We start from the raw sequence: 20,030 nt of genomic DNA, 5'->3' as shown, positions 1-20,030 counted from the left end.
GGTCATCTCCTCAGCGGTCCGCACGGTCGGCGGGGCGGGCCGGCGCAGCGGGCTGCACCTGGACCTGCACACGGGCGGCAATATCGGCAGGCAGCCGTGGCAGCAGGGCCTTGCGCAGCACCTCGGCGCGCTGCCCGGCCAGTGCAGGCGTGGCCTGCCCGGCGGCTACGTTGACCTGTCCCCCGCCCTGCGCTTCCAGCGTGCGTGCTGCATGCGCCAGCACCGTCTCGGCAGCGGCGCCCAGCGTGGCCTGGCCGGGAACGAACAGCCCTTCCCCAACCTCCAGCACCGATTGCGGTGGCCCGGCGTTGAACCTGCCTTCGGGCAATGCGACGCCGAAGTCGAAGCGCACCGGCAACCCCGGGGTGATCCGGCGCAGCAGCGGATTGCGGGTCGTGAAGCGTGCGTCGGCCGGCAACGTGGTCGGATCGACCTTGAGGATGAAGTTGCGTCCGCGCGCCTGGCCACCGTTGATGCCGACCAGGTGATAGCGGCCGTACGCATCGGTTTCGATCACCAGGCCTTCCACCGATGCCACGCGGACACCCGGGATGCCACGTTCGCCTGCGTCCTGCACGCCGTTGCCGTTGCGATCGTTGAACACGCTGCCGATCACCAGGCTTTCGTCCAGCAGCGGGTCGCCGATCACCTCCACGTCGGCCGAGGCCACGTTGCTGATGGTGGTGCCCAGCACGTCATTGGCAGTGATGCGGTTGGTATGCACACCCAGCCCCACGCCCGCCCCCACCCGCAGGTAGTACACCAGCGTGGCCGATCCACCGGCGCGGATGTCCAGGCCGTCGATGCGCAGCGGTGCCACGCCGCTGGCACGTGCGGAATTGTCGATGTCCTGCGCCTCGAACCCGCCCGGGATGAAGGTGAAGCCGCTGGGCAGGGTGTCGAACAGGGTGACGCCCAGCGCGTCGAAGTCGCCCATGTTCTCCACGGTGACCACGTAGCGCACCACGTCACCCACCTTCACGCTGCGCTGGGTGGCCTGCTTGGTCAGGCGCAGCACCACCGCATCGGCGGTGACCACCACGTTGACCCAGCCTTCCACGCACACCGGGGTCGGCATCGAGGCATCGCAGATGTTGTAGCTGAAGTTGTCCAGGCCGCTGTAACCGACGAAGGCGGTGTAGATGCATTCGCCGTTGCCGCAGGTTGCGCGTCCGTTGCCCGCCGCCCTGCCCAGCCGCATCGATGCCGGGTTGATGCGAGCGCCGCTGGTGGTGAGGTTGTCCAGCAGCGGTACGGTGGTGGTGGTCCCACTGAGCACGGTGATGTTCTCGTCCACCACGTCCACGTCATTGACCTGGGTCTGCACGGTGACCGTGGCACTGCTGCAGACCGCCGGCGAGGCTTGGTTGCAGAGGCTGTAGGTGAAGCTGTCGGCACCGCTGAAGTGGGTCATCGGGGTGTAGCGCACGCTGCCGTCAGGCAGCACCACCGCCGTGCCCATGGTCGGCGCGGTGGTGATGGTCACCGCCACCGTGCCCGGATCGACCGGCGCGCCATTGGCCAGGTCGTTGGCCAGCACCGGCACATCGACCGCCGTGTCCTGTGGCGTGCTGGCCTGGTCGTTGTTGGCCACCGGCACGCTGTTCGGCGCTGCCGCCAGGGTGACCGACACCGTACCCACCGCGCATACCGTGGGCTGCGCCACCAGGCAGATCTGGTAGGTGGTGGTGTAGGTCGTCCCGGGCGTACCGGCAGTGACGTCGACGCTGCCGTCGGGCTGGATGGTCAGCGCCGGGGTGTTGGTCGGCGTCAGCACCACCGTGGTCGGGTCCACGGGGGTACCGTTCAACGTGTCGTTGGTCAGCACGTTGGTCACGCCGGTGGCGCCGCCCGGGGGCACGCCTGGCACGCTGTCGTCGTTGGCCACCAGGACACCTGCACTGGCCAGCGTCACCGACACCGTGCCGATATCGCACACCGCCGGCTGGGCCACCAGGCAGATCTGGTAGGTGGTGGTGTAGGTGGTGCCGGGCGTGCCCGCCGCGACGTTGACACTGCCGTTGGGCTGGATGGTGATGGCGGCGGTGTTGACCGGGGTCAGCACCACGGTGGCCGGGTCCAGCGCGGCACTGTTGTAGGTGTCGTTGGTCAACACGTTGGCCACACCGTTGGCGCCGGCGGCCGGCACATTGGCCACCGTGTCGTCCACCGCGTCGAGCAGGCCCGGCGTGGTGGCCAGGGTGACCGACACCGTGCCGATGTCGCACACCGTCGGCTGTGCCACCAGGCAGAGGCGGTAGGTGGTGGTGTAGGTGACACCCGGGGTACCGGCCGCCACGTCCAGACTGCCGTTGGGCTGGATGGTCAGCGCCGTGGTGTTGTTCGGGGTCAGCACCACCGTGGCCGGATCGAGCGCGGCGCCGTTGAAGGTGTCGTTGGCGAACACATTGAGCACGCCGAGCGCCCCGGTTGCCGGCACGTTGCTGGCGGTGTCGTCCACCGCGTCCAGCAGCGTGGCCGTGACCGTCACGCTGACCGTGGCGGTGTCGCACACGTTGAGGTTGGGCGCGGGCAGGCACACCTGGTAGGTGAAGGTGTCGGTACCGGTGAAGCCCGCGTTGGGGGTGTAGCTGATGGTGTTGTCGCCGTTGACCACGGCGGTGCCGTTGGACGGCGGCACCGGCACGGTGAACACCGCGCCGACCGGCAAGGTGTCGTTGGCGGCCACGGCCAGTACCGTGGTGCCGGTCCCGGCGGGCAGCGCGTCGTCGGCCGCATCCGGGCGCACCGCGACCAGCGCGGTGGCCTGGGCGCAGTTGCCCGGCTGTGCGTTCTCGCACACCTGGTAGGTGAGCGTGGTCGCTGCCGGCAGCGTGCCCGGTGCCACGGTCACCACGCCGTTGGCGGCCATGCTGTAACCCGGCACCGCGCCGACCAGCGAGGCGGTCACCGGCGTGGTCCCCGGAACGATCGGGGCGCCGTTGAAGGTGTCGTTGAGCAGCACGCTGGCGGTGGTGCCACCGGTCGGCGCAACCGGCGCGCCGCTGAAGTCATCGGCCTGCGCGACCAGCGCGCTGGCCGTCACCGTCAGGCTTACCGACGCGGTATCGCACACGCTGCCATTCGGTGCAGGCAGGCACACCTGGTAGGTGAAGCTGTCCGCGCCGGTGAAGCCTGCGGTTGGCGTGTAGCTGATGCTGCCATCGGGATTGACCACGGCGGTGCCGTTGGCCGGCGCGACCGGGACGGTGATCGTCGGGTTGAGCGGCAGCGTGTCGTTGGCGGTCACTGCAAGCACCGCGGTGGCGCCCGCCGTGGCCGACAGCGTGTCGTCCGCAGCGGCCGGGCTGACCGCCACCAGCGCGGTGGACTGTGCACAGTTGGTCGGCACGGCGGTCTCGCAGACCTGGTAGGTCAGCGTGACTGCAGCGGGCGTGGTGCCGGCCGCAACGGTGACGACACCGTTGGCGGCCATGCTGTAGCCCGGCACCGGGCCCAGCAACGACGCGGTCACCGGGGTCGTGCCGGGCACGATTGGGGTGCCATTGAAGGTGTCGTTGAGCAGCACGCTGGACGTGCTGCCACCGGCAGCCGGTGCGATCGGGGTGCTGCTGAAGTCATCGGCCACGGCGGTGACCGTGGTGACGGCGACGGTGATCGAGACCGTCGCGCTGTCGCACACACCGGCACCCGGGGCGGGCAGGCAGGCCTGGTAGGTGAAGCTGTCCGGGCCGGTGTAGCCGGGGTTGGGCGTGTAGCTGATGGTGCCGTCGCCGTTGACGATGACGCTGCCGTTGGCCGGGCCGGCCGATACGGTAATGGTCGGATTGACCGGCAGGGTGTCGTTGGCGATGACGTTGAGCACCGTGGTGGTACCCGCCGCTGCAGTCAGCGTGTCATCAACCACGACCGGGCTGACCGCGACCACGGCGGTGGACTGCGCGCAGTTGGTCGGCACGGCCACTTCGCACACCTGGTAGCTGAGCGTCACCGCCGCCGGCGTGGTGCCGGGGGCCACGCTGACCACACCGTTGGTGGCCATGCTGTACCCGGTCACCGGGGTCACCAGCGATGCCGCGACCGGAGTGGTCCCGGGCACGATGGCAGCGCCGTTGAAGGTGTCGTTGAGCAGCACGCTGGCGGTGCTGCCGCCGGTCGCCGGTGCGATCGGTGCCGCGGTGAAGTCATCGGCCACCGCGGTGAGCGTGGTGGCGCTGACGGTGAGCGTCACCGTGGCGGTGTCGCACACGCTGCCGCCCGGTGCGGGCAGGCACAGCTGATAGGTGAAGCTGTCCGGGCCGGTGTAGCCGGCGGTCGGGGTGTAGCTGATGGTGCCGTCGCCATTGACCACGGCGGTGCCGTTGGTCGGTGCGACCGGAAGGGTGACCACCGGGTTCAGCGGCGCCGCATCGTTGGCCAGGACGTTGAGCACGGTAGTGGTGCCGGCGGTGGCCGGCAGGGCATCTGCCACCGCATCCGGGCTCACCGCCACCAGCACGGTCGCGGCCGCGCAGTTGGTCGGGAACGCGTTCTCGCACACCTGGTAGTTGAGCGTCACCGCGGCGGGCGTGGTGCCGGCCGCAACGGTGACGACACCGTTGCCGGCCATGGTGTAGCCGGGCGCCGTGGTGAGCAGCGATGCGGTCACCGCCGTGGTACCGGGCACGATGGCCGCACCATTGAAGGTGTCGTTGAGCAGCACGCTGGCGGTGCTGCCGCCGGTCGCCGGTGCGATCGGTGCCGCGGTGAAGTCATCGGCCACCGCGGTGAGCGTGGTGGCGCTGACAGTGAGGGTCACGGTGGCGGTATCGCAGACACTGCCGCCCGGTGCGGGCAGGCACAGCTGGTAGGTGAAGCTGTCCGGGCCGGTGTAGCCGGCGGTCGGGGTGTAGCTGATGGTGCCGTCGCCATTGACCACGGCGATGCCGTTGCTCGGTGCGACCGGAAGGGTGACCACCGGGGTCAGCGGCGCCGCATCGTTGGCCAGGACGTTGAGCACGGTGGTGGTGCCGGCGGTGGCCGGCAGTGCATCGGCCACCGCATCGGGGCTGACCGCGACCACGACGGTGGCGCCGGCGCAGTTGGTCGGCACCGCGTTCTCGCACACCTGGTAGTTCAGCGTCACCGCGGCGGGCGTGGTGCCGGCCGCAACGGTGACGACACCGTCGGCGGCCATGCTGTAACCGGGCTCGACGGTGAGCAGGGTGGCGGTCACCGGGGTGGTACCCGGCACGATCGGCGCACCGTTGAAGGTGTCGTTGAGCATCACGCTGGCGGTACTGCCGCCGGTCGCCGGCGCGATGGGCGCGTTGGTGAAGTCGTCGTTGACCGCGGCAAGGCCGGTCAGGCTGACAGTGACCGCCACCGATGCCGTATCGCAGACGGACGCCCCCGGGGCAGGCAGGCACACCTGGTAGGAGAAGGTGTCCGCGCCGGTGAAGCCGGCCGTGGGCGTATAGGTGATGGTGCCGTCGCCATTGACCACGGCGACGCCGTTGGCGGGCGCAACCGCGATCGTGATCGACGGGTTGGCCGGCAGCGTGTCATTGGCGCCGACATTGAGCACGGTGGCGGTACCCGCCGTGGCCGGCAGGGTGTCGTCCACCGCGTCCGGGCTGACCGCCACCACGGCGGCAGCCGCGGCGCAGTTGGTCGGGACGGCGGTCTCGCAGACCTGGTAGTTCAGGGTGACCGCGGCAGGCGTGGTGCCCGGAGCCACGCTGATCACACCGTCGGCGGCCATGCTGTAGCCGGTTTCCACGGTCAGCAGGGTGGCGGTCACCGGGGTGGTGCCCGGCACGATGGGTGCACCATTGAACGTGTCGTTGAGCAGCACGCTGGCGGTGCTGCCACCGGCTGCCGGGGCGATCGGCGTGGCGGTGAAGTCATCGGCCGCAGCGGTGAGCGAGGTCACCCCCACGGTCACGGCGACCGTGGCGGTGTCGCAGACACCGGCTGCCGGCGCGGGCAGGCAGACCTGGTAGGTGAAGCTGTCCGCGCCGGTGAAGCCGGCCGTGGGTGTATAGCTGACGGTGCCGTCGCCGTTGACGAGCGCCGTGCCGTTGGTCGGCGCGGCAGCCACGGTCACGGTCGGTGCAAGCGGGGCGGTGTCGTTGGCCAGCACGTTGAGCACGGTGGTGGCGCCGGCAGTGGCCGGCAGCGCGTCGTCGACCGCGTCCGGGCTGACCGCGACCACGGCCGTGGCACCGGCGCAGTTGGTCGGCACCGCGTTCTCGCAGACCTGGTAATTCAGCGTTACCGCCGCCGGCGTGGTACCGGCGGCCACGGTGATCACGCCATTGGCCGCCATGCTGTAGCCAGTAACCGGCGAAGACAGCGAGGCGGTCACCGCCGTGGTACCGGGAATGATCGGTGCACCGTTGAAGGTGTCGTTCAGCAGCACGCTGGTGGTGCTGCCACCGGTAGCCGGCGCGATGGGCGTGGCGGTGAAGTCATCGTTGGTCGCGGTGAGCGTGGTGGCGCTGACGGTCAGCGACACCGTGGCGGTGTCACACACCCCGGCGCCCGGTGCCGGGAGGCACACCTGGTAGCTGAAGCTGTCAGGACCGGTGTAGGCGCCGGTCGGGGTGTAGGTGATGCTGCCGTCGCCGTTGGCCACGGCCGTGCCGTTCGCGGGCGCGCCGACAACGGTGACCACCGGGTTCAGCGGTGCGCTGTCGTTGGCAAGCACGTTGAGCACGTTGGCGGTGCCGGCGGTAGCCGGCAGCGTGTCATCGGTCGCGTCCGGGCTGACCGCAACGAGCGCGGTGGCGGCTGCGCAGTTGGTCGGCAGGGCGGTCTCGCAGACCTGGTAGCTCAGGGTCACAGCAGCAGGCGTGGTGCCTGGCGCCACGCTGACCACGCCGTTGGCGGCCATCGTGTAGCCGGTAACCGGACTGATCAGCGTGGCGGTCACCGGGGTGGTGCCCGGCACGATCGGCGCGCCATTGAAGGTGTCGTTGAGCAGCACGCTGGCGGTGCTGCCGCCCGCCGCCGGCGGGATCGGCGACGCGGTGAAGTCGTCGTTTGTCGCGGTGACCGTGGTCGCCGTCACCGTGAGCGCCACCGTGGCGGTATCGCACACGCTGCCATGCGGGGCCGGCAGGCACAGCTGGTAGGTGAAGGCATCGGGTCCGACAAACGCACCCGTGGGCGTGTAGCTGAGCGTGCCGTCGCCGTTGACGACCACGTTGCCGCCGGTCGGGGCGGTGGTCACGCTGAGCACCGGGGTGAGCGGCGCCACATCGTTGGCCAGCACGTTGAGCACGGTGGTGGCGCCGGCGGCCGCCGGCAGCACGTCGTTGACCGCGTCCGGGCTCATCACCACTACGGCGGTGGCCGTGGCGCAGTTGCTGGGCAGCGCGGTTTCGCAGACCTGGTAGTTCAGGGCGATGGAACCCGGCAGCGTGCCGGCCGCTACGGAGATTACGCCGTTGGCGGCCATGCTGTAGCCCGAGGCCAGCGTGGTGAGCGAGGCGGTGACCGGGGTGGTGCCCGGCACGATGGCCACGCCGTTGAAGGTGTCGTTGAGCAGCACGCTGGGCGTGCTGCCGCCCGTGGGCGGGATCGGGCTGGCGCTGTAGTCGTCGTTGACCGCGACCAGGGCACCCGCGGCAATGGTGATCGCGACCTGTGCGGTATCGCAGGTGGCGCCGTCCGGTGCCGGCAGGCACACCTGGTAGATGAGCGTGTCCGCGCCGCTCTGCCCGGCGTTGGCGGTGTACTGCAGGGTGCCATCGGCCGCGAGCACGGCAACGCCCTTGGTCGGCAGCTGGGTCACCGTGAAGGTGGCACCGGCGGGCACATTGTCATTGGCGGCCAGGTTGAAGCTGCCCGGCTGGGTGCCGGTGACGCTGGCCGTGTCATCGGCCGCATCCGGCGCGATCAGCACCTGTACGTCGGCCGTGTCGCAGTTGGTCGTGGAGCCGAGTTCGCACAGGGCATAGCTGAGCGTGGTGGCGCCAGCCGGGGCGAACCCGGCCACGGTGATGACACCGGCACCATCGATGCTGAAGCCGGCCGGTGCGCCCACCAGGTTCACCGTGACCTGCAGCGGATTGGCGGCGGCCCCGTTGAAGGTGTCGTTGCCCAGCACGCTGGGCGTGGTGCCGCCCACGCCCGGCGCGAACACCGGTGCGCGGAAGTTGTCGTCCAGCGCGTCGAGGGTGTTGGCGACCACGGTGATGTTCACCGTGCCGGTGGCGCAGGTGGTGGCGTCCGGCGCAGGCAGGCACACCTGGTACTGCGCGGTCTGCGGGCCGGCGGCAGCCGGCGTGTAAGTGAAGCTGCCGTTGGGCTGCAGGGTGAAGGTGCCTGCGGCGGGCGGCGTGACCAGGGTATAGCCCGCGCCGGCCGGTGCGTTGTCGTTGATGCTGACGTCGCCCACCAGCGGCTGACCGGCCGGCGTGGTGTAGGTGTCATCGGCAGCCGCCGGGGCGATCAGCAGGGCAACCTGCGCGGTATCGCAGTTGCTGCCCGCGCCGGCTTCGCACAGCTCGTAGGTAAGGCTGACTGCACCGGCGGCGGCACCGGCGGGTACGTTGATGACCCCGGCGCTGGTGATGGTGAAGCCCGGTGGCGGCGCGTTGACCAGGCTCAGGGTGACCTGGGCGGCGGTGACCGGGGCGGCATTGAAGGTGTCGTTGTCCAGCACGCTGGCGGTGCTACCGCCGGTGACCGGCGAAATCACCGGGGCGGTGAACACATCGTCGACCGCGTCGATCGTATTGGCCGCGATGATCACGCTCACCGTGGCCGTCGCGCAGGTGCCACCGTTCGGCGCCGGCAGGCAGACGCGGTAGTCGAAGGTGTCGGTGCCGCTGGTTCCCGGGTTGGCGGTGTAGGTGAGCGTGCCGTTGCCGGCAAGATCGATGGTGCCCAGCGTGGGCGCGGTAATGGCGAAATACTCCGAACCGACCGGTGCGTTGTCATTGGTCGCGATCGAACCGTTCACCGACTGCCCGGCCTGCACGTTGAAGGTATCGGCCAGCGCAGTAGGCGCGACCAGCAGCTGGACGTCGGCGTCGTCGCAGTTGGCCGGCACGGCGACTTCGCAGAGCCGGTAGCTGAGCGTGACCAGGCCCGACGGAATGTTGGCGGCGACGGCGATGGTGCCGCTGGTCGGGTCCAGGGTGTATCCCGGCGTGGTCGACAGCAGGGTTGCGGTCACCGTACCCGGCACCACCGCACTGCCATTGAGGGTGTCATTGCCCAGCACGCTGGGCGTGGTGCCGCCGGCGCCCGGAATGGCGGTGGCGAAGGTGTCATCGTTGGCCAGCAGCGCGTTCGCGCCGAGCGTCACGGTAACGATCGCGGTATCGCAGACAGTGCCATTGGGCGCCGGCAGGCAGACCTGGTAGCTGAAGGTGTCGGTGCCGGCAGCGCCCGCGTTGGGGGTGTAGGTGAAGGCGCCATCGCCGCCGATGACGGCAGTGCCCTGGGTGGCCGGGGTGACCAGCGAGAAGGCTGCGCCGGGCGCGGCAATGTCGTTGGTGCCCACGTTACCCAGCGCCGGTTGCCCTGCCCCGGGTGTGGTCACGGCATCGTCCACCGCATCGGGCCCGACCACCAGCTGCACGTTGGCGGTATCGCAGAGGGTCGGCGCGCTGGTGAGGCAGATGCGGTAGGCCAGGGTCACCGCGCCGGCAGCGGTGCCTGCAGGCACGGTGATGAAGCCGCCGGCGTCCATCACGTAGCCGGCCGGAGCGGTGATCAGCGTAGTGGTCAGATTGGCCGCGACGACCGGATTGCCGTCGAAGGTGTCGTTGGCCAGCACGCTGGTGGCCAGCGTGCCGCCGCTCTGTGCCGGCACCGGGGTTGCGGTGAAGTCATCGGCCACCGCGTCGATGACGCTGGCGTTGATGTTCAGCGTGACCGTGGCGGTATCGCACGCGGCGCCATTGGGCGCGGGCAGGCACAACTGGTAGCTGAAGGTGTCGGTGCCGGTCGCGCCTGCATTGGCGGTGTAGGTGAAGCTGCCATCGCCGAGCAGCTGCAGGGTGCCCTGGGTGGGCGCGGTGCCGGTCTGGGTGAAGGTGGAGTCGACCACGTAGTTGTCGTTGTCGCGCACGTTGGCGACCAGCTGCGCGCCAGCCTGCACGGCGTAGCTGTCGTCCACGGCATTGGGCCCGACCACCAGCAGCACGTTGGCGGTATCGCAGTTGGCCGGCGATGCCTGTTCGCACAGCTGGTAGGTCAAGGTCACCGGGCCGGCGGCGGCGGTGGCCGGCACGTTGACGGTGCCATCGGCGGCAATGCTGTAACCCGACGGCGCACTGGTCAGCGACAGCACCATGTTGGCGGCCACGACCGGGACGCCGTTGAGGGTGTCGTTGGTCAACACGCTGGCGGTGGTGCCACCGGCACCCGGCGGCAACGGCGCGGCGCGGAAGTCGTCGTCGTTGGCAAGCAGCGCTGCGGCCTGCACGGGAATGGTGGGGGTGGTGGCGGTGTTGTCGCCCGGGGTCGGGTCGGTGGTGCCCAGCGGCGGGGTGGTGGTGGCCACGTTGGCGGCGATGGTGGCCGGCGTTGTGGTCGGCGCGGTGCCGTTGACCAGCACCACCAGGACTTCACCGACGCCGACGTTGACGCCGATGTTGACGCTGCCGGTGCCCGATGCCGCCGCACACTGCGTGCTGGGCGAGACCACCGCGCAGGTCCAGCTCACTGCGGTCAGCTGCGCCGGCACGCTGTCGACCAGCGTGGCCCCCACCGCCTGCGACGGCCCCTGGTTGCGCAGCTCGATGCGGTACTGCACCGCGCCGCCGGCGGCGACCGGCGTGGGCGTGGTGATGGTCTTGGACACGCTCAGCTGCGCGCTGGCGGCCAGCGTGTTGCTGTCGCTGCTGGTGTTGTTGCCCGGGGTGGGATCGGAGATGTCGGCCGGTGCGGCGACCGTGGCGGTGTTCACCAGCGGGTTGCGGTAGGCCTGCGCCTGCGCACCGCTCGCGGCCAGGGTCATCAGCAGGATGCCGGCCAGCGGCAGCGCGCGGGCGCGCAGGCAGCTTTCAGCGAGCTGGGAAAGGAAGCGTCGGGCGCTGGCGGTCGACATGCAGGAATCCTCGAAAGCAGCGCGCAGGCATTCGGCCGCGCACCACGTGTTGCGACGTTGCTGTCGGCGCGCCACCGGGCGCGCCGCGTGGATACGGCTAGTACGCGGCAGGGTCGGCGCTGAAGATCACCGGCACGGTGATCGTTGCCTGCCCGCCATTGATCAGGTCCACACCCAGGCTCACCCCATTGGTTCCCGCCGCACCGCCACTGGCGGCGCTGCAGACGCTTCCCGCCGACGCGATGCAGCTCCATGGCGCGCTCAGCGTGGCGCCGGCCGGCAAGGTGTCGGTCACCTGCGCCGCCGTGACCGGATCGGGCCCGGCATTGCTGACGGTGATGACGTAGCTGGCGGTTCCGCCGGGGGTATAGGAACCGCTGCCATCGGACTTGGTGATCGACAGATCGGCCTGGCGCGTGCGGTTGGTGATGCGGCACACCACGTTGAGCGGCTGCGCCGACAATGCCGGCGAGGTGAAATTGAAGTTCTGCCCGGTACCGCTGGTCAGCGTGGTGCCGGCCTGGTCCTTGCACTCCCAGGTGCTGGCGTAACGCGCAAGCACCGTGGCGGTGCCTGCGGTTTCCGCCAGGGTGTAGACCGTGCCGGGCGTGGTGACCACCGCGGTGGTGGCGCCGTTGTTGCCGACATTGGCCACGCTGGCCAGTACCGTCGCGCCCTGGGCGACACTGAGGTTGAACAGTCCGGGGTCGGTGGTGGGCGCCAGCGTCTTGACCAGCTGCACGGTGGCCGCGCAGCTCTGCGAAATGCTTTCCACGGTGAACACGGCTTGGCCGATGCGGATGCCGAGCAGGCCCAGCAGGTTGTCCACCACGCCGCCAAGCACGGCGCTCAGGACCGGTGCGATGACGGTGTTGATCACGCCGCGTAACGGCGTCAGCAACGCGGGAATGATGGCGTTGACGATGCTGTTCACCGGCAACGGCAACTGGATGAGGTTGTTGACCAGCCGTACCACCGGCGTGCCGCTGGTGATCTGGATTTCGAGCGAGTTGACCAGCGAGGTGACCAGTGCCGTGGCGGTCACCGTGCCGCTGCTCAAGGTGCGTGTCTGTGGATAGGGACCGTTGAACACCACGGACTGGGTGGATGGGGTGCCGGTGGCCACCGCACGCAGGGACACGGTCAGCGGCACATCGACATCCGCCACTTTCAGACCGCTGAGCAGGTTCACGCCCACCGTGACCGCAAGCGACGTGGCGCTGATCGGGGTCACGCTGGCGGGGGTGAGCACGGCGCTGCGGTTGAAGAACACCGCGTCGCTGATGGTGCCGATGTACAGGTTGACCAGGCCCGGCCGCGCCTGCAGGGTCACCGCGTTGCTGGCCAGGTTGACCGCGTTGATGGTGCCTTCGGCGCGGGCGACATCGGCATACACGGACAGATGCAGCAGCGAGGCGGTGATGTTGGTGCCGGCCAGCGAGACCAGGCCACCGACGTTGAGCCCGTTCAACGCGGACACCAGCGGTGCGATGTTCAGCCCCTGGGCGACGTCGAAATCGAATTTGAGGCGGATCGCGGCGCTGTGGAAGCCGGTGCCGACCGGGCCGCAGTTGTACACCGGTGGCTCGACCACCTGCGCCCAGATGCGCACATTGGCCAGGCCACCCAGGCCGAGCGGGGCCAGCTGCGCGGTGGTGAGGGTGATCGGGGTGGGCGTGGTCACCACGTTGCGGAAGTTGTACAGCTGCACGCCACCGGTGATCAGGTCCAGCACGTCCAGGTTGACGTTGGCCAGCGAGCCGGGCGGCAGGCTCACCTGCAGCAGGTCGGCCAGGCGGATGTTGCCGGTCAGGCCGCTGAGCGATGGCGTGAGCAGGTTGAGTGCGTTGGCGGCCAGCGTGTTGCCGTCAGCCTGGAGCACCGAAACCAGCGCGGCCTGCAGCTGGCCCAGGGTGATGTTGGCGTTGAGCACCTGGCTGGGGTCGCTGACCGCGACACCCCCGTTGAGGCGGGTCAGCAGGGCATTGAGATTCACATCGGCACCGGCGATGTGGTTCCAGTCCACCGCAGTGATATTGATATTCGTTCCGGGCAAAAGCGTCGTGAAAAGCAGATTCAGGACCGGACTCTGGGTGCTGTCCACCTGCGCAAGTCGCGGACCAGCAGAAACACAGGCGCCATTTGCCGTGCACGCATCCTGGGCATTTGCGACAGTGAAAATGCTGGATAACGCGAGCCCCATCACAATTAATGCGGAGATACTGACAATCCTGAACCGCACTAACACCCTTTTCACACCTGAAACATTATCCATCGGCCATCCCCCGGTCGTGGCCGCAGCACTCCATCCCGGGTAGGAAAATGCCTACCATGGGTGACCGGATGCTGGCCTGTCTCGTTCAGATTCTGCCGGCGGACTTTCTGGCCGGCATGGAGGATTAACTACGTGGACGGGCGACAATCGTCAAACCGGCCAGTAGTTTTACTGAGGGAAGTTTGGCTGTCGCTGCGGGTTTTACGGATGGGTAACCCTGCGGTGCCAACGACGGACAGCGATTCTGTACATTCTGTTGAAAGAATTGCTGTCTCGTTAGTATCGCTAACCATCCACCACTCAAGGAACGGGAAGGGGATTGCCATGCTCACAATGTCAGACCGGATCCGTGGAGCGCGGACCAGTGCAGGGCTGTCGCAATCGCAACTCGCGAATGAGACTGGCGTGAAAAGAAGTGCGGTAGCGCAATGGGAAAGAAAAGAGGGCACGCATCCGAGCGTGGAGCACCTGGCCCGCATTGCGGTGGTGACGCAGGTGCGTTTCGAGTGGCTGGCCACCGGGCGGGGCTGCGGCAAGGCCGATGGCGGCGAGTTGAGCGCCGCGGCGCCCAACGCCGATTACGCGCGCAACGACCTGGAGGGCAACATCCTGTCGCTGTTCCGGCGCCTGCCGCCGCGCAAGCGGCAAGTGGCGCAATCCATCATCGAAATGCTGGGTGTGTAGACAACGACGGTAGGTAACGACAGTTGGTCGTTACGCCGACATCGGCGGCAACGACCAGTCGATGCCGCCCAGGCCCCGTCGCTCCAGGTACTGGTTGGCCGACGAGAAGTGTCGGCATCCCAGGAAACCGCGATGCGCCGACAACGGCGATGGATGCGGTGCCTTGAGCACGCGGTGGCGGCCGGTATCGATCACCTTGCCCTTCTGCTGGGCGTAGCTGCCCCACAGCAGGAACACCAGGCCCTCGCGCTCGCGGTTGAGGGTGTCCACGACGTGGTCGGTGAACCCTTCCCAGCCGCGTTTCTGGTGGGAGCCGGCCTGCCCCTCTTCAACGGTCAGCACCGCGTTGAGCAGCAGCACGCCACGGCGGGCCCACGGCAGCAGGCAGCCATGGTCCGGGCGTGGCAGGCCGAGGTCGGCTTCCAGTTCCTTGTACATGTTCAACAGCGACGGCGGCACCGGCACGCCGGGCATCACCGAGAAGCTCAGGCCGTGGGCCTGGCCCGCACCGTGGTACGGATCCTGGCCCAGGATGACTACCTTGACCTGGTCGAACGGGGTGGCGTCGAACGCGGCAAAGATCTGCGGACCTGGCGGAAACACGTGCGCGCCGGCCGCCTTGCGCTGGCGCAGGAAGGCCGCCAGGTCGCGCATCTCGGGGCGCAGCAGGTAATCGCCAATACGCGCCTTCCAGCTCGGTTCAAGCTGGATGGTCGGGTGTACGTCGTCGTTCATCGCACCAGCGGTTTGTCGTTGAGGCGTGACAGGCGCAGCTGGAACAGCACCTTGGTGACCAGCAGGCGTTCTTCGATCGGCTTCTGCACCAGGTCGTTGGCGCCGGCCTGCAGCAGCCCGGACTGGTTGAGCGGGTTGCCGTCGCCGGTCATCACCAGCACCGGCAGGCGCCGCTTGCCGTAGCCGAAGTCCACGCGCACGCGCTCGACCACATCCAGCCCACTCAGCTCGCCCTTCAGGGTGACGTCGGTAAGCACCAGGTCGATGCGGTGGCTGCTGCGCCCCAGCGATTCGGCGGTAAGCAGTGCGAACGCCTCTTCGGCGGTCATCACGTGCAGCACGTTCAGGCTCTGCCGTTCGAGCATGCGCTTGGTCGCTTCGGCGACCACGCGGCTGTCTTCGACGTACAGGATGGTGGCGCCGGGAATGGTTTCCGGCTGCACATAGCCGCGGATGAACGTCGCCAGGGCTTCATGGCCCAGCGCCTTGTCGAAATAATCGGTGACGTAATCGGTGAAACGGCGCTGCTCAAGGTGCTGCTGGGCATCACCGGAAACCACGATCACCGGCACGTAGGCCTGCCCGGCGGTTTCGCGTACCAGCCGGGCCAGGTCCAGGCCGTCGCCATCACTGAGCGTCAGCGAGGTGGTGACCAGGTTGACCGGACCGGCCGCCAACGCCATGCGCGCGTCTTCAATGCTGGCGCAGCCCACCACCTCGACCGCCGGCAGCTCGCGCTGCAACACGTCGGCGATGAGCTTGCGGACCAGCTTGGAACCATCGACCACCATGACGCGTGGTGCGTCGTCGACCAGGTGCTTCAGTACTTGCGGACGCATGCAGGGCAGGCCTCAGGTTTCGGTCGGACGGGTCTGGCGCAGGAAATGCCCCGTCACCAGCCACGCGCCCAGCCAGCCCAGCACGACAGTGCCGACCAGCACGAGCGAAGAATGCAACAGGTCCAGCCCATGCAGCACGAAGGGGCTGGCATAGCTCTGCGACAGCGCGGCCAGTGGCGGGCGCAGCGCGAGCCCGGCCCCACCGACCAGCGCCAGGGCCAGCGCACCGGCGCCCAGCCCGTACCACGCGCCCAGGTAAAGGAACGGGCGGCGGATGAACCCATCGCTGGCGCCCAGCAGCTGCAGCACGCCGATTTCATCGCGGCGCGCCTGGATATCCAGCCGCACCGTGTTGCCGACCACCAGCGCCGCGCCCAGGCCCAGCAGCACCGACAATACCTGCACCAGGCGCGTGCCGAAGCCCAGCCAGGCATCCAGGCGCTTGCGCCACAGCGCGTCGTGCTGGACCAGATCGGCCTGCGGCATGCCTTCCAGCGACTGCGCCAGGCGTGCGTCGTCGGTACCGTTGGCCGGGGTGATGATCAGCAGCGATGGCAACGGGTTGTCGTGCAGCGCATCGATGGCTTCGCCCAGCCCGGCGCTGTCGCGCAGCTCGGCCAGGCCTTCGTCCGGCGAGCGCAGGGTCACCCCGGCCACATCGGCGCGACCGCGCAGCGTGTCGGCGACCTGGCGGGCGGCGGCGGTGTCGACGTCGGTCTTCAGGAACAGGTTGATGTCGCGCGACTGCTGCACGCTGCCGGCGAAATGCTTGAGGTTGTCCAGCGCGATCGACAGGCCCAGCGGCAGGGCCAGGGCGAGCGCCATCACCATCACGGTCAACAGCGTGGCCCACGGCTTGCGCCAGGCGCGGCCCAGGCTGAACACCACGCTGTGGCCGTGGTGGTGCAGCCACACGCCTAGGCGCGACGGCGCCGCGGCTTCCTTGTTGGTGGCGGTACTCATTCAGCCAGGTCCTGCGGCGAGATGTCGTCAATGAGCTTGCCGTGGTCCAGGATCAGCACGCGCTTGCGCATGGCGCGCAGCAGCGCCAGGTCGTGGCTGACCACCAGCACGCTGGTGCCGCGCTCGGGCAGTTCGGCGAACAGCGCCATGATTTCAGCGGCCAGGGTCGGATCGAGGTTGCCGGTGGGTTCGTCGGCCACCAGCAGCTTGGGCTCGCCGACGATCGCACGGGCGATGCCCACGCGCTGCTGCTCACCCGCCGACAGCTGCGACGGGAGCGCCTTTTCCCGATGGCCAAGGCCCATGCGCTCGAGCACCGAACGCACGCGCTTGCCGATATCGCCCCGCCGGGTACCGCGCAGGATCAGCGGCAGGGCCACGTTTTCGGCAATGCTGCGGTCCATCAGCAGGCGGTGGTCCTGGTAGACCGCACCCACCGCGCGACGGTGGTGCGGGATATCGCCGCCGCGCACCTTGAGCAGGTTGCGCTCGTCGAACACCACCGCGCCACGGCTGGGCCGTTCGTCGAGGTGGATCAACTTGAGCAGGGTGCTCTTGCCGGCGCCGGAGTGCCCGGTCACGAACAGCATTTCACCGGGCGCGACATCGAAGCTGACGTCCACCAGAGCCTGGTGGCCGCCCGCATAGTGTTTGCTGACATTGTCAAAACGCAGGACGCTCATTCCTCCGATTATGCAGGAGGAGGATGGCGGCGTGGGAACGGCGTGTCGCCCGGCCACCGGCCGGGCGCTACCGTTGATCGGTTTTGGAATGCCGCCCCACCAACGATGGGGCGCTACGCGGTAGGTAACGACCGTTGGTCGTTACGCCCCTGAAAGCATCCGGCGGATCTTGCGGCCGATGCGGGTCAGGAAGCCTGCACCCGGGTCGGCGGCCGGCGCGGTGTTGCGCATCGGCTTGGCGGTGACCTGCACCGGCGTAACCGACTGCGCGGCACCCTCGGCACCTTCCACCGGACGACCGTGGCGGCGGCGGCGGCGCTTGCGCGGTGCACGCTCGCCCTCGGCCGCACCTTCCGGCGCACCTTCGGCGCGCGGCGGACGCGGTGCCTGGGCAGGCGTTGCAGCCTCCACCGGTGCAGCGCCTTCCACGGCCACAGCGGGCTGCTCGCCTTCCACGCGCGGCTTGCGCGGGCCACGCGGACGGCGTTCGCCGCTGCGCTCACCACTGCGCTCGCCACGGCCACCGCCGGAACGGCTGCCGCTGGACGACCGACCGCCGCCGCGACGCTCTTCCTCTGCGGCGCGGGCTTCGCGCGCTTCGCGGAAGATCTGGCCGACGCTTTCGTTCTCGTCGCCTTCCTCGCCCGCCGCGGCCGGCGCGCGTTCCGGACGCGGCAACGCGGTCAGGATTTCGCTGGTGACCGCTTCCACCGGGATCTTCTGCTCGATGTAGGCCTCGATATCCGGCAGGCCCATCGCGTAGCGTTCGCAGGCGAAGCTGATCGCATCGCCTTCCTCGCCCAGGCGGGCGGTACGGCCGATGCGGTGCACGTAGTCTTCGGCGTCGAACGGCAGGTCGTAGTTGTAAACGTACTTGATGCCGTCGATGTGCAGGCCGCGCGCGGCAACATCGGTGGCCACCAGGATTTCCAGCTGGCCCTTCTGGAAGCGGTTGAGCAGGCTCTCGCGCTTCTTCTGCGGCACATCGCCGGAGAGCACGCCGACGCGGTAGCCGGCCTTCTCAAGCGAGCGCGCCACGCGTTCCACGAACACCTTGGTATTGACGAACACCATGGTGCGCGCGCCTTCGCTGCGCGAGAGCAGGCCCAGCAGCAGCGGGATCTTCTCTTCGTCGGCCGGGAAGTAGATGCGCTGGCGCACGCGCGCGGCGGTGATCGATTCGCTTTCCACCACCAGCTTCTGCGGCTCGTTCATGTGCTCATAGGCCAGCTCCAGCACGCGGTGGCTGAGCGTGGCGCTGAACAGCAGGGTCTGCCGGGTGGTGCGCTCGGGCATGCGGCGCAGCAGGAAGCGGATGTCCTTGATGAAGCCCAGGTCGAACATGCGGTCGGCTTCGTCGAGCACGCAGATTTCGCAGGCGTGCAGCGAGACCACCTTGTGCTGCTTGACGTAATCGATCAGGCGGCCCGGGGTGGCGATGATCACGTCCACGCCCTGCTGCAGGAGTTCGCGCTGCTTGTCGTAATCCACGCCGCCGTAGACCAGCGCAAAGCGCAGGCCGAGGTCCGAGCCGAACTTCACCGCATCCTTGTGGATCTGGATGGCCAGTTCGCGGGTGGGCGCCAGGATCAGCGCGCGCGGGTCTTCCGGCTTGCGGTCGGCCAGCGCCGGGCGGGTCAGCAGGCGGTTCACCACGGCCACCAGGAACGCCAGCGTCTTGCCGGTACCGGTCTGGGCCTGGCCGGCAACGTCGCCGCCGGGCAGTGCCACGGGCAGGGTCAGCGCCTGGATCGGGGTGCAGCGGGTGAAACCAGCGCCTTCAAGGCCAGCCTGCAGGGCCGGATGCAGCTCGAAGGAGGAGAAGGTCAAATCGGTCAGCGGTTTGTCGCTCATGAGTCCGTCTTGGTAAGGCCAGCCGACAGAGATGCGGGTGGCTTGCAATCTTGGGGGGCACCGTCGCCATTGGGCCCTGCGCCTGGGAAGGCGGAGGCCGGACCGAACCGGTCCCGGGGCGCCGCACAGTGGGGCAGTTTAACGCAAAGCGGCCGGCAAACCGGGGGAGGCCGTCGCAGACCCCCCTGCGACGGCCCCGCCAGGCGTGGAGCCTCGCCCTGCGTGGCTGCCTTTCACGGCCCCCACCCCCAGTTGAACGCCCGGATCCAGGGGACTGGAACCGCCAGAGCCCCACCCGCATATCGTTCCCGCCAGCCCCGGCAAAGCGCGATGACGGTCACAGGATGATTCTTTCCAACCGGTGTCTGTCGCCCCGCGACGATAGGGGTACACTGCCGGCCGTGAGCGTCCAGGCATCCATCGGACGCACCGCTGGCCGCACCCGCGGCCACGAGGCAGCAGACGCGGACCAGGCCCCCAGCCCTGTCCAGGTTCAACCCCTCCGGCCCTGCCGGGTGCACTCCAAAACGAGAGACCAAGATGAGCGACAAGGTTGTACATGTCGGCGATGCCGACTTCGATAGCACCGTGCTGAATTCCAAGGAACCGGTCCTGGTCGATTTCTGGGCCGAATGGTGTGGTCCCTGCAAGATGATCGCCCCGGCCCTCGACGAGCTGGCCGACGCCTACCAGGGCCGCGCCAAGGTCGTGAAGGTCAACGTGGACAACAACCGTGCACTGGCGGCCAAGTACCACGTTCGTTCGATCCCGTACCTGGTGGTGTTCAAGGGCGGTGAGAAGGTTGGCGAGCAGATCGGTGCCGTCGGCAAGGCCCAGCTGGCCGGCCTGCTCGACAAGGCCCTGGCCTGAGTCACCCGGCAGCCGGCCACCCCGGCTGCCCCGCGGGCCCCACGCCCGCATGAATGACCCTGCCCCACCCGGCTTGCGCGCTGCCGCGAGCCGGTGTTAGTGTCGGCATATCCGGC

At 68.8% G+C, this 20,030-nt stretch carries 9 protein-coding genes; 2 read left to right on the top strand and 7 right to left on the bottom strand.

The window, feature by feature from the left end:
- Window positions 1-10 precede the first annotated feature (10 nt).
- Together SOM39_RS06470 and SOM39_RS06465 are read right to left on the bottom strand one after the other, a co-directional pair.
- Entirely contained in the window at window positions 11-11,011 is an 11,001-nt protein-coding gene (locus SOM39_RS06470; protein ID WP_320457847.1) for an Ig-like domain-containing protein, read from the bottom strand.
- Window positions 11,012-11,108: 97 nt separating this feature from the next.
- The gene (locus tag SOM39_RS06465) at window positions 11,109-13,037 is read right to left on the bottom strand and encodes a hypothetical protein (RefSeq protein ID WP_320457846.1); all 1,929 of its coding nucleotides are present in this window, start codon (window positions 13,035-13,037) and stop codon (window positions 11,109-11,111) included.
- A 456-nt stretch (window positions 13,038-13,493) separates the two neighbouring features.
- Between SOM39_RS06465 and SOM39_RS06460 the strand changes: the two genes are divergently transcribed.
- Window positions 13,494-13,970, top strand: a complete 477-nt coding sequence (locus SOM39_RS06460) for a helix-turn-helix domain-containing protein (protein WP_320457845.1) — start codon at window positions 13,494-13,496, stop codon at window positions 13,968-13,970.
- Between the two features lie 30 nt (window positions 13,971-14,000).
- On the opposite strand, the gene ung is transcribed toward SOM39_RS06460, so the two are convergent.
- The 5 genes from ung to rhlB all read right to left on the bottom strand — a co-directional run bounded on the left by ung (window position 14,001) and on the right by rhlB (window position 19,044).
- The gene (gene ung, locus SOM39_RS06455; protein ID WP_093534854.1) at window positions 14,001-14,705 is read right to left on the bottom strand and encodes a uracil-DNA glycosylase; all 705 of its coding nucleotides are present in this window, start codon (window positions 14,703-14,705) and stop codon (window positions 14,001-14,003) included.
- Window positions 14,702-15,544 (bottom strand): response regulator, encoded by an 843-nt coding sequence (locus SOM39_RS06450; protein WP_068854238.1) that lies wholly within the window; start codon window positions 15,542-15,544, stop codon window positions 14,702-14,704. Before SOM39_RS06450 ends, ung begins: the two co-directional genes overlap by 4 nt.
- Window positions 15,545-15,556: 12 nt before the next feature.
- The gene (ftsX, locus tag SOM39_RS06445) at window positions 15,557-16,507 is read right to left on the bottom strand and encodes a permease-like cell division protein FtsX (RefSeq protein WP_320457844.1); all 951 of its coding nucleotides are present in this window, start codon (window positions 16,505-16,507) and stop codon (window positions 15,557-15,559) included.
- The gene (gene ftsE / locus SOM39_RS06440) at window positions 16,504-17,190 is read right to left on the bottom strand and encodes a cell division ATP-binding protein FtsE (RefSeq protein ID WP_068854240.1); all 687 of its coding nucleotides are present in this window, start codon (window positions 17,188-17,190) and stop codon (window positions 16,504-16,506) included. The genes ftsX and ftsE overlap by 4 nt, the downstream gene beginning before the upstream one ends.
- A gap of 141 nt (window positions 17,191-17,331) precedes the next feature.
- Window positions 17,332-19,044 (bottom strand): ATP-dependent RNA helicase RhlB, encoded by a 1,713-nt coding sequence (gene rhlB / locus SOM39_RS06435; protein WP_320457843.1) that lies wholly within the window; start codon window positions 19,042-19,044, stop codon window positions 17,332-17,334.
- Window positions 19,045-19,584: 540 nt separating this feature from the next.
- Here rhlB and trxA point away from each other — a divergent pair.
- Window positions 19,585-19,914 (top strand): thioredoxin, encoded by a 330-nt coding sequence (trxA, locus tag SOM39_RS06430; protein ID WP_093534860.1) that lies wholly within the window; start codon window positions 19,585-19,587, stop codon window positions 19,912-19,914.
- Window positions 19,915-20,030: the final 116 nt, after the last annotated feature.

This window comes from Stenotrophomonas sp. CFBP8994 (assembly GCF_034044835.1).
Classification (GTDB): Bacteria; Pseudomonadota; Gammaproteobacteria; order Xanthomonadales; family Xanthomonadaceae; genus Stenotrophomonas; species Stenotrophomonas rhizophila_A.
The sequence above is the reverse complement of the archived record's forward strand: the minus strand, read 5'-3'. Positions and strand labels throughout refer to the sequence as shown.

What these genes read in the sequence shown, in the direction of transcription:
- trxA (WP_093534860.1), top strand. Translation starts at nt 19,585, where the DNA reads ATGAGCGACAAGGTTGTACATGTCGGCGATGCCGACTTCGATAGCACC.
- ftsE (WP_068854240.1), bottom strand. Translation starts at nt 17,190, where the DNA reads ATGAGCGTCCTGCGTTTTGACAATGTCAGCAAACACTATGCGGGCGGC.
- SOM39_RS06460 (WP_320457845.1), top strand. Translation starts at nt 13,494, where the DNA reads ATGGGTAACCCTGCGGTGCCAACGACGGACAGCGATTCTGTACATTCT.
- SOM39_RS06450 (WP_068854238.1), bottom strand. Translation starts at nt 15,544, where the DNA reads ATGCGTCCGCAAGTACTGAAGCACCTGGTCGACGACGCACCACGCGTC.
- ung (WP_093534854.1), bottom strand. Translation starts at nt 14,705, where the DNA reads ATGAACGACGACGTACACCCGACCATCCAGCTTGAACCGAGCTGGAAG.
- ftsX (WP_320457844.1), bottom strand. Translation starts at nt 16,507, where the DNA reads ATGAGTACCGCCACCAACAAGGAAGCCGCGGCGCCGTCGCGCCTAGGC.
- rhlB (WP_320457843.1), bottom strand. Translation starts at nt 19,044, where the DNA reads ATGAGCGACAAACCGCTGACCGATTTGACCTTCTCCTCCTTCGAGCTG.
- SOM39_RS06470 (WP_320457847.1), bottom strand. Translation starts at nt 11,011, where the DNA reads ATGTCGACCGCCAGCGCCCGACGCTTCCTTTCCCAGCTCGCTGAAAGC.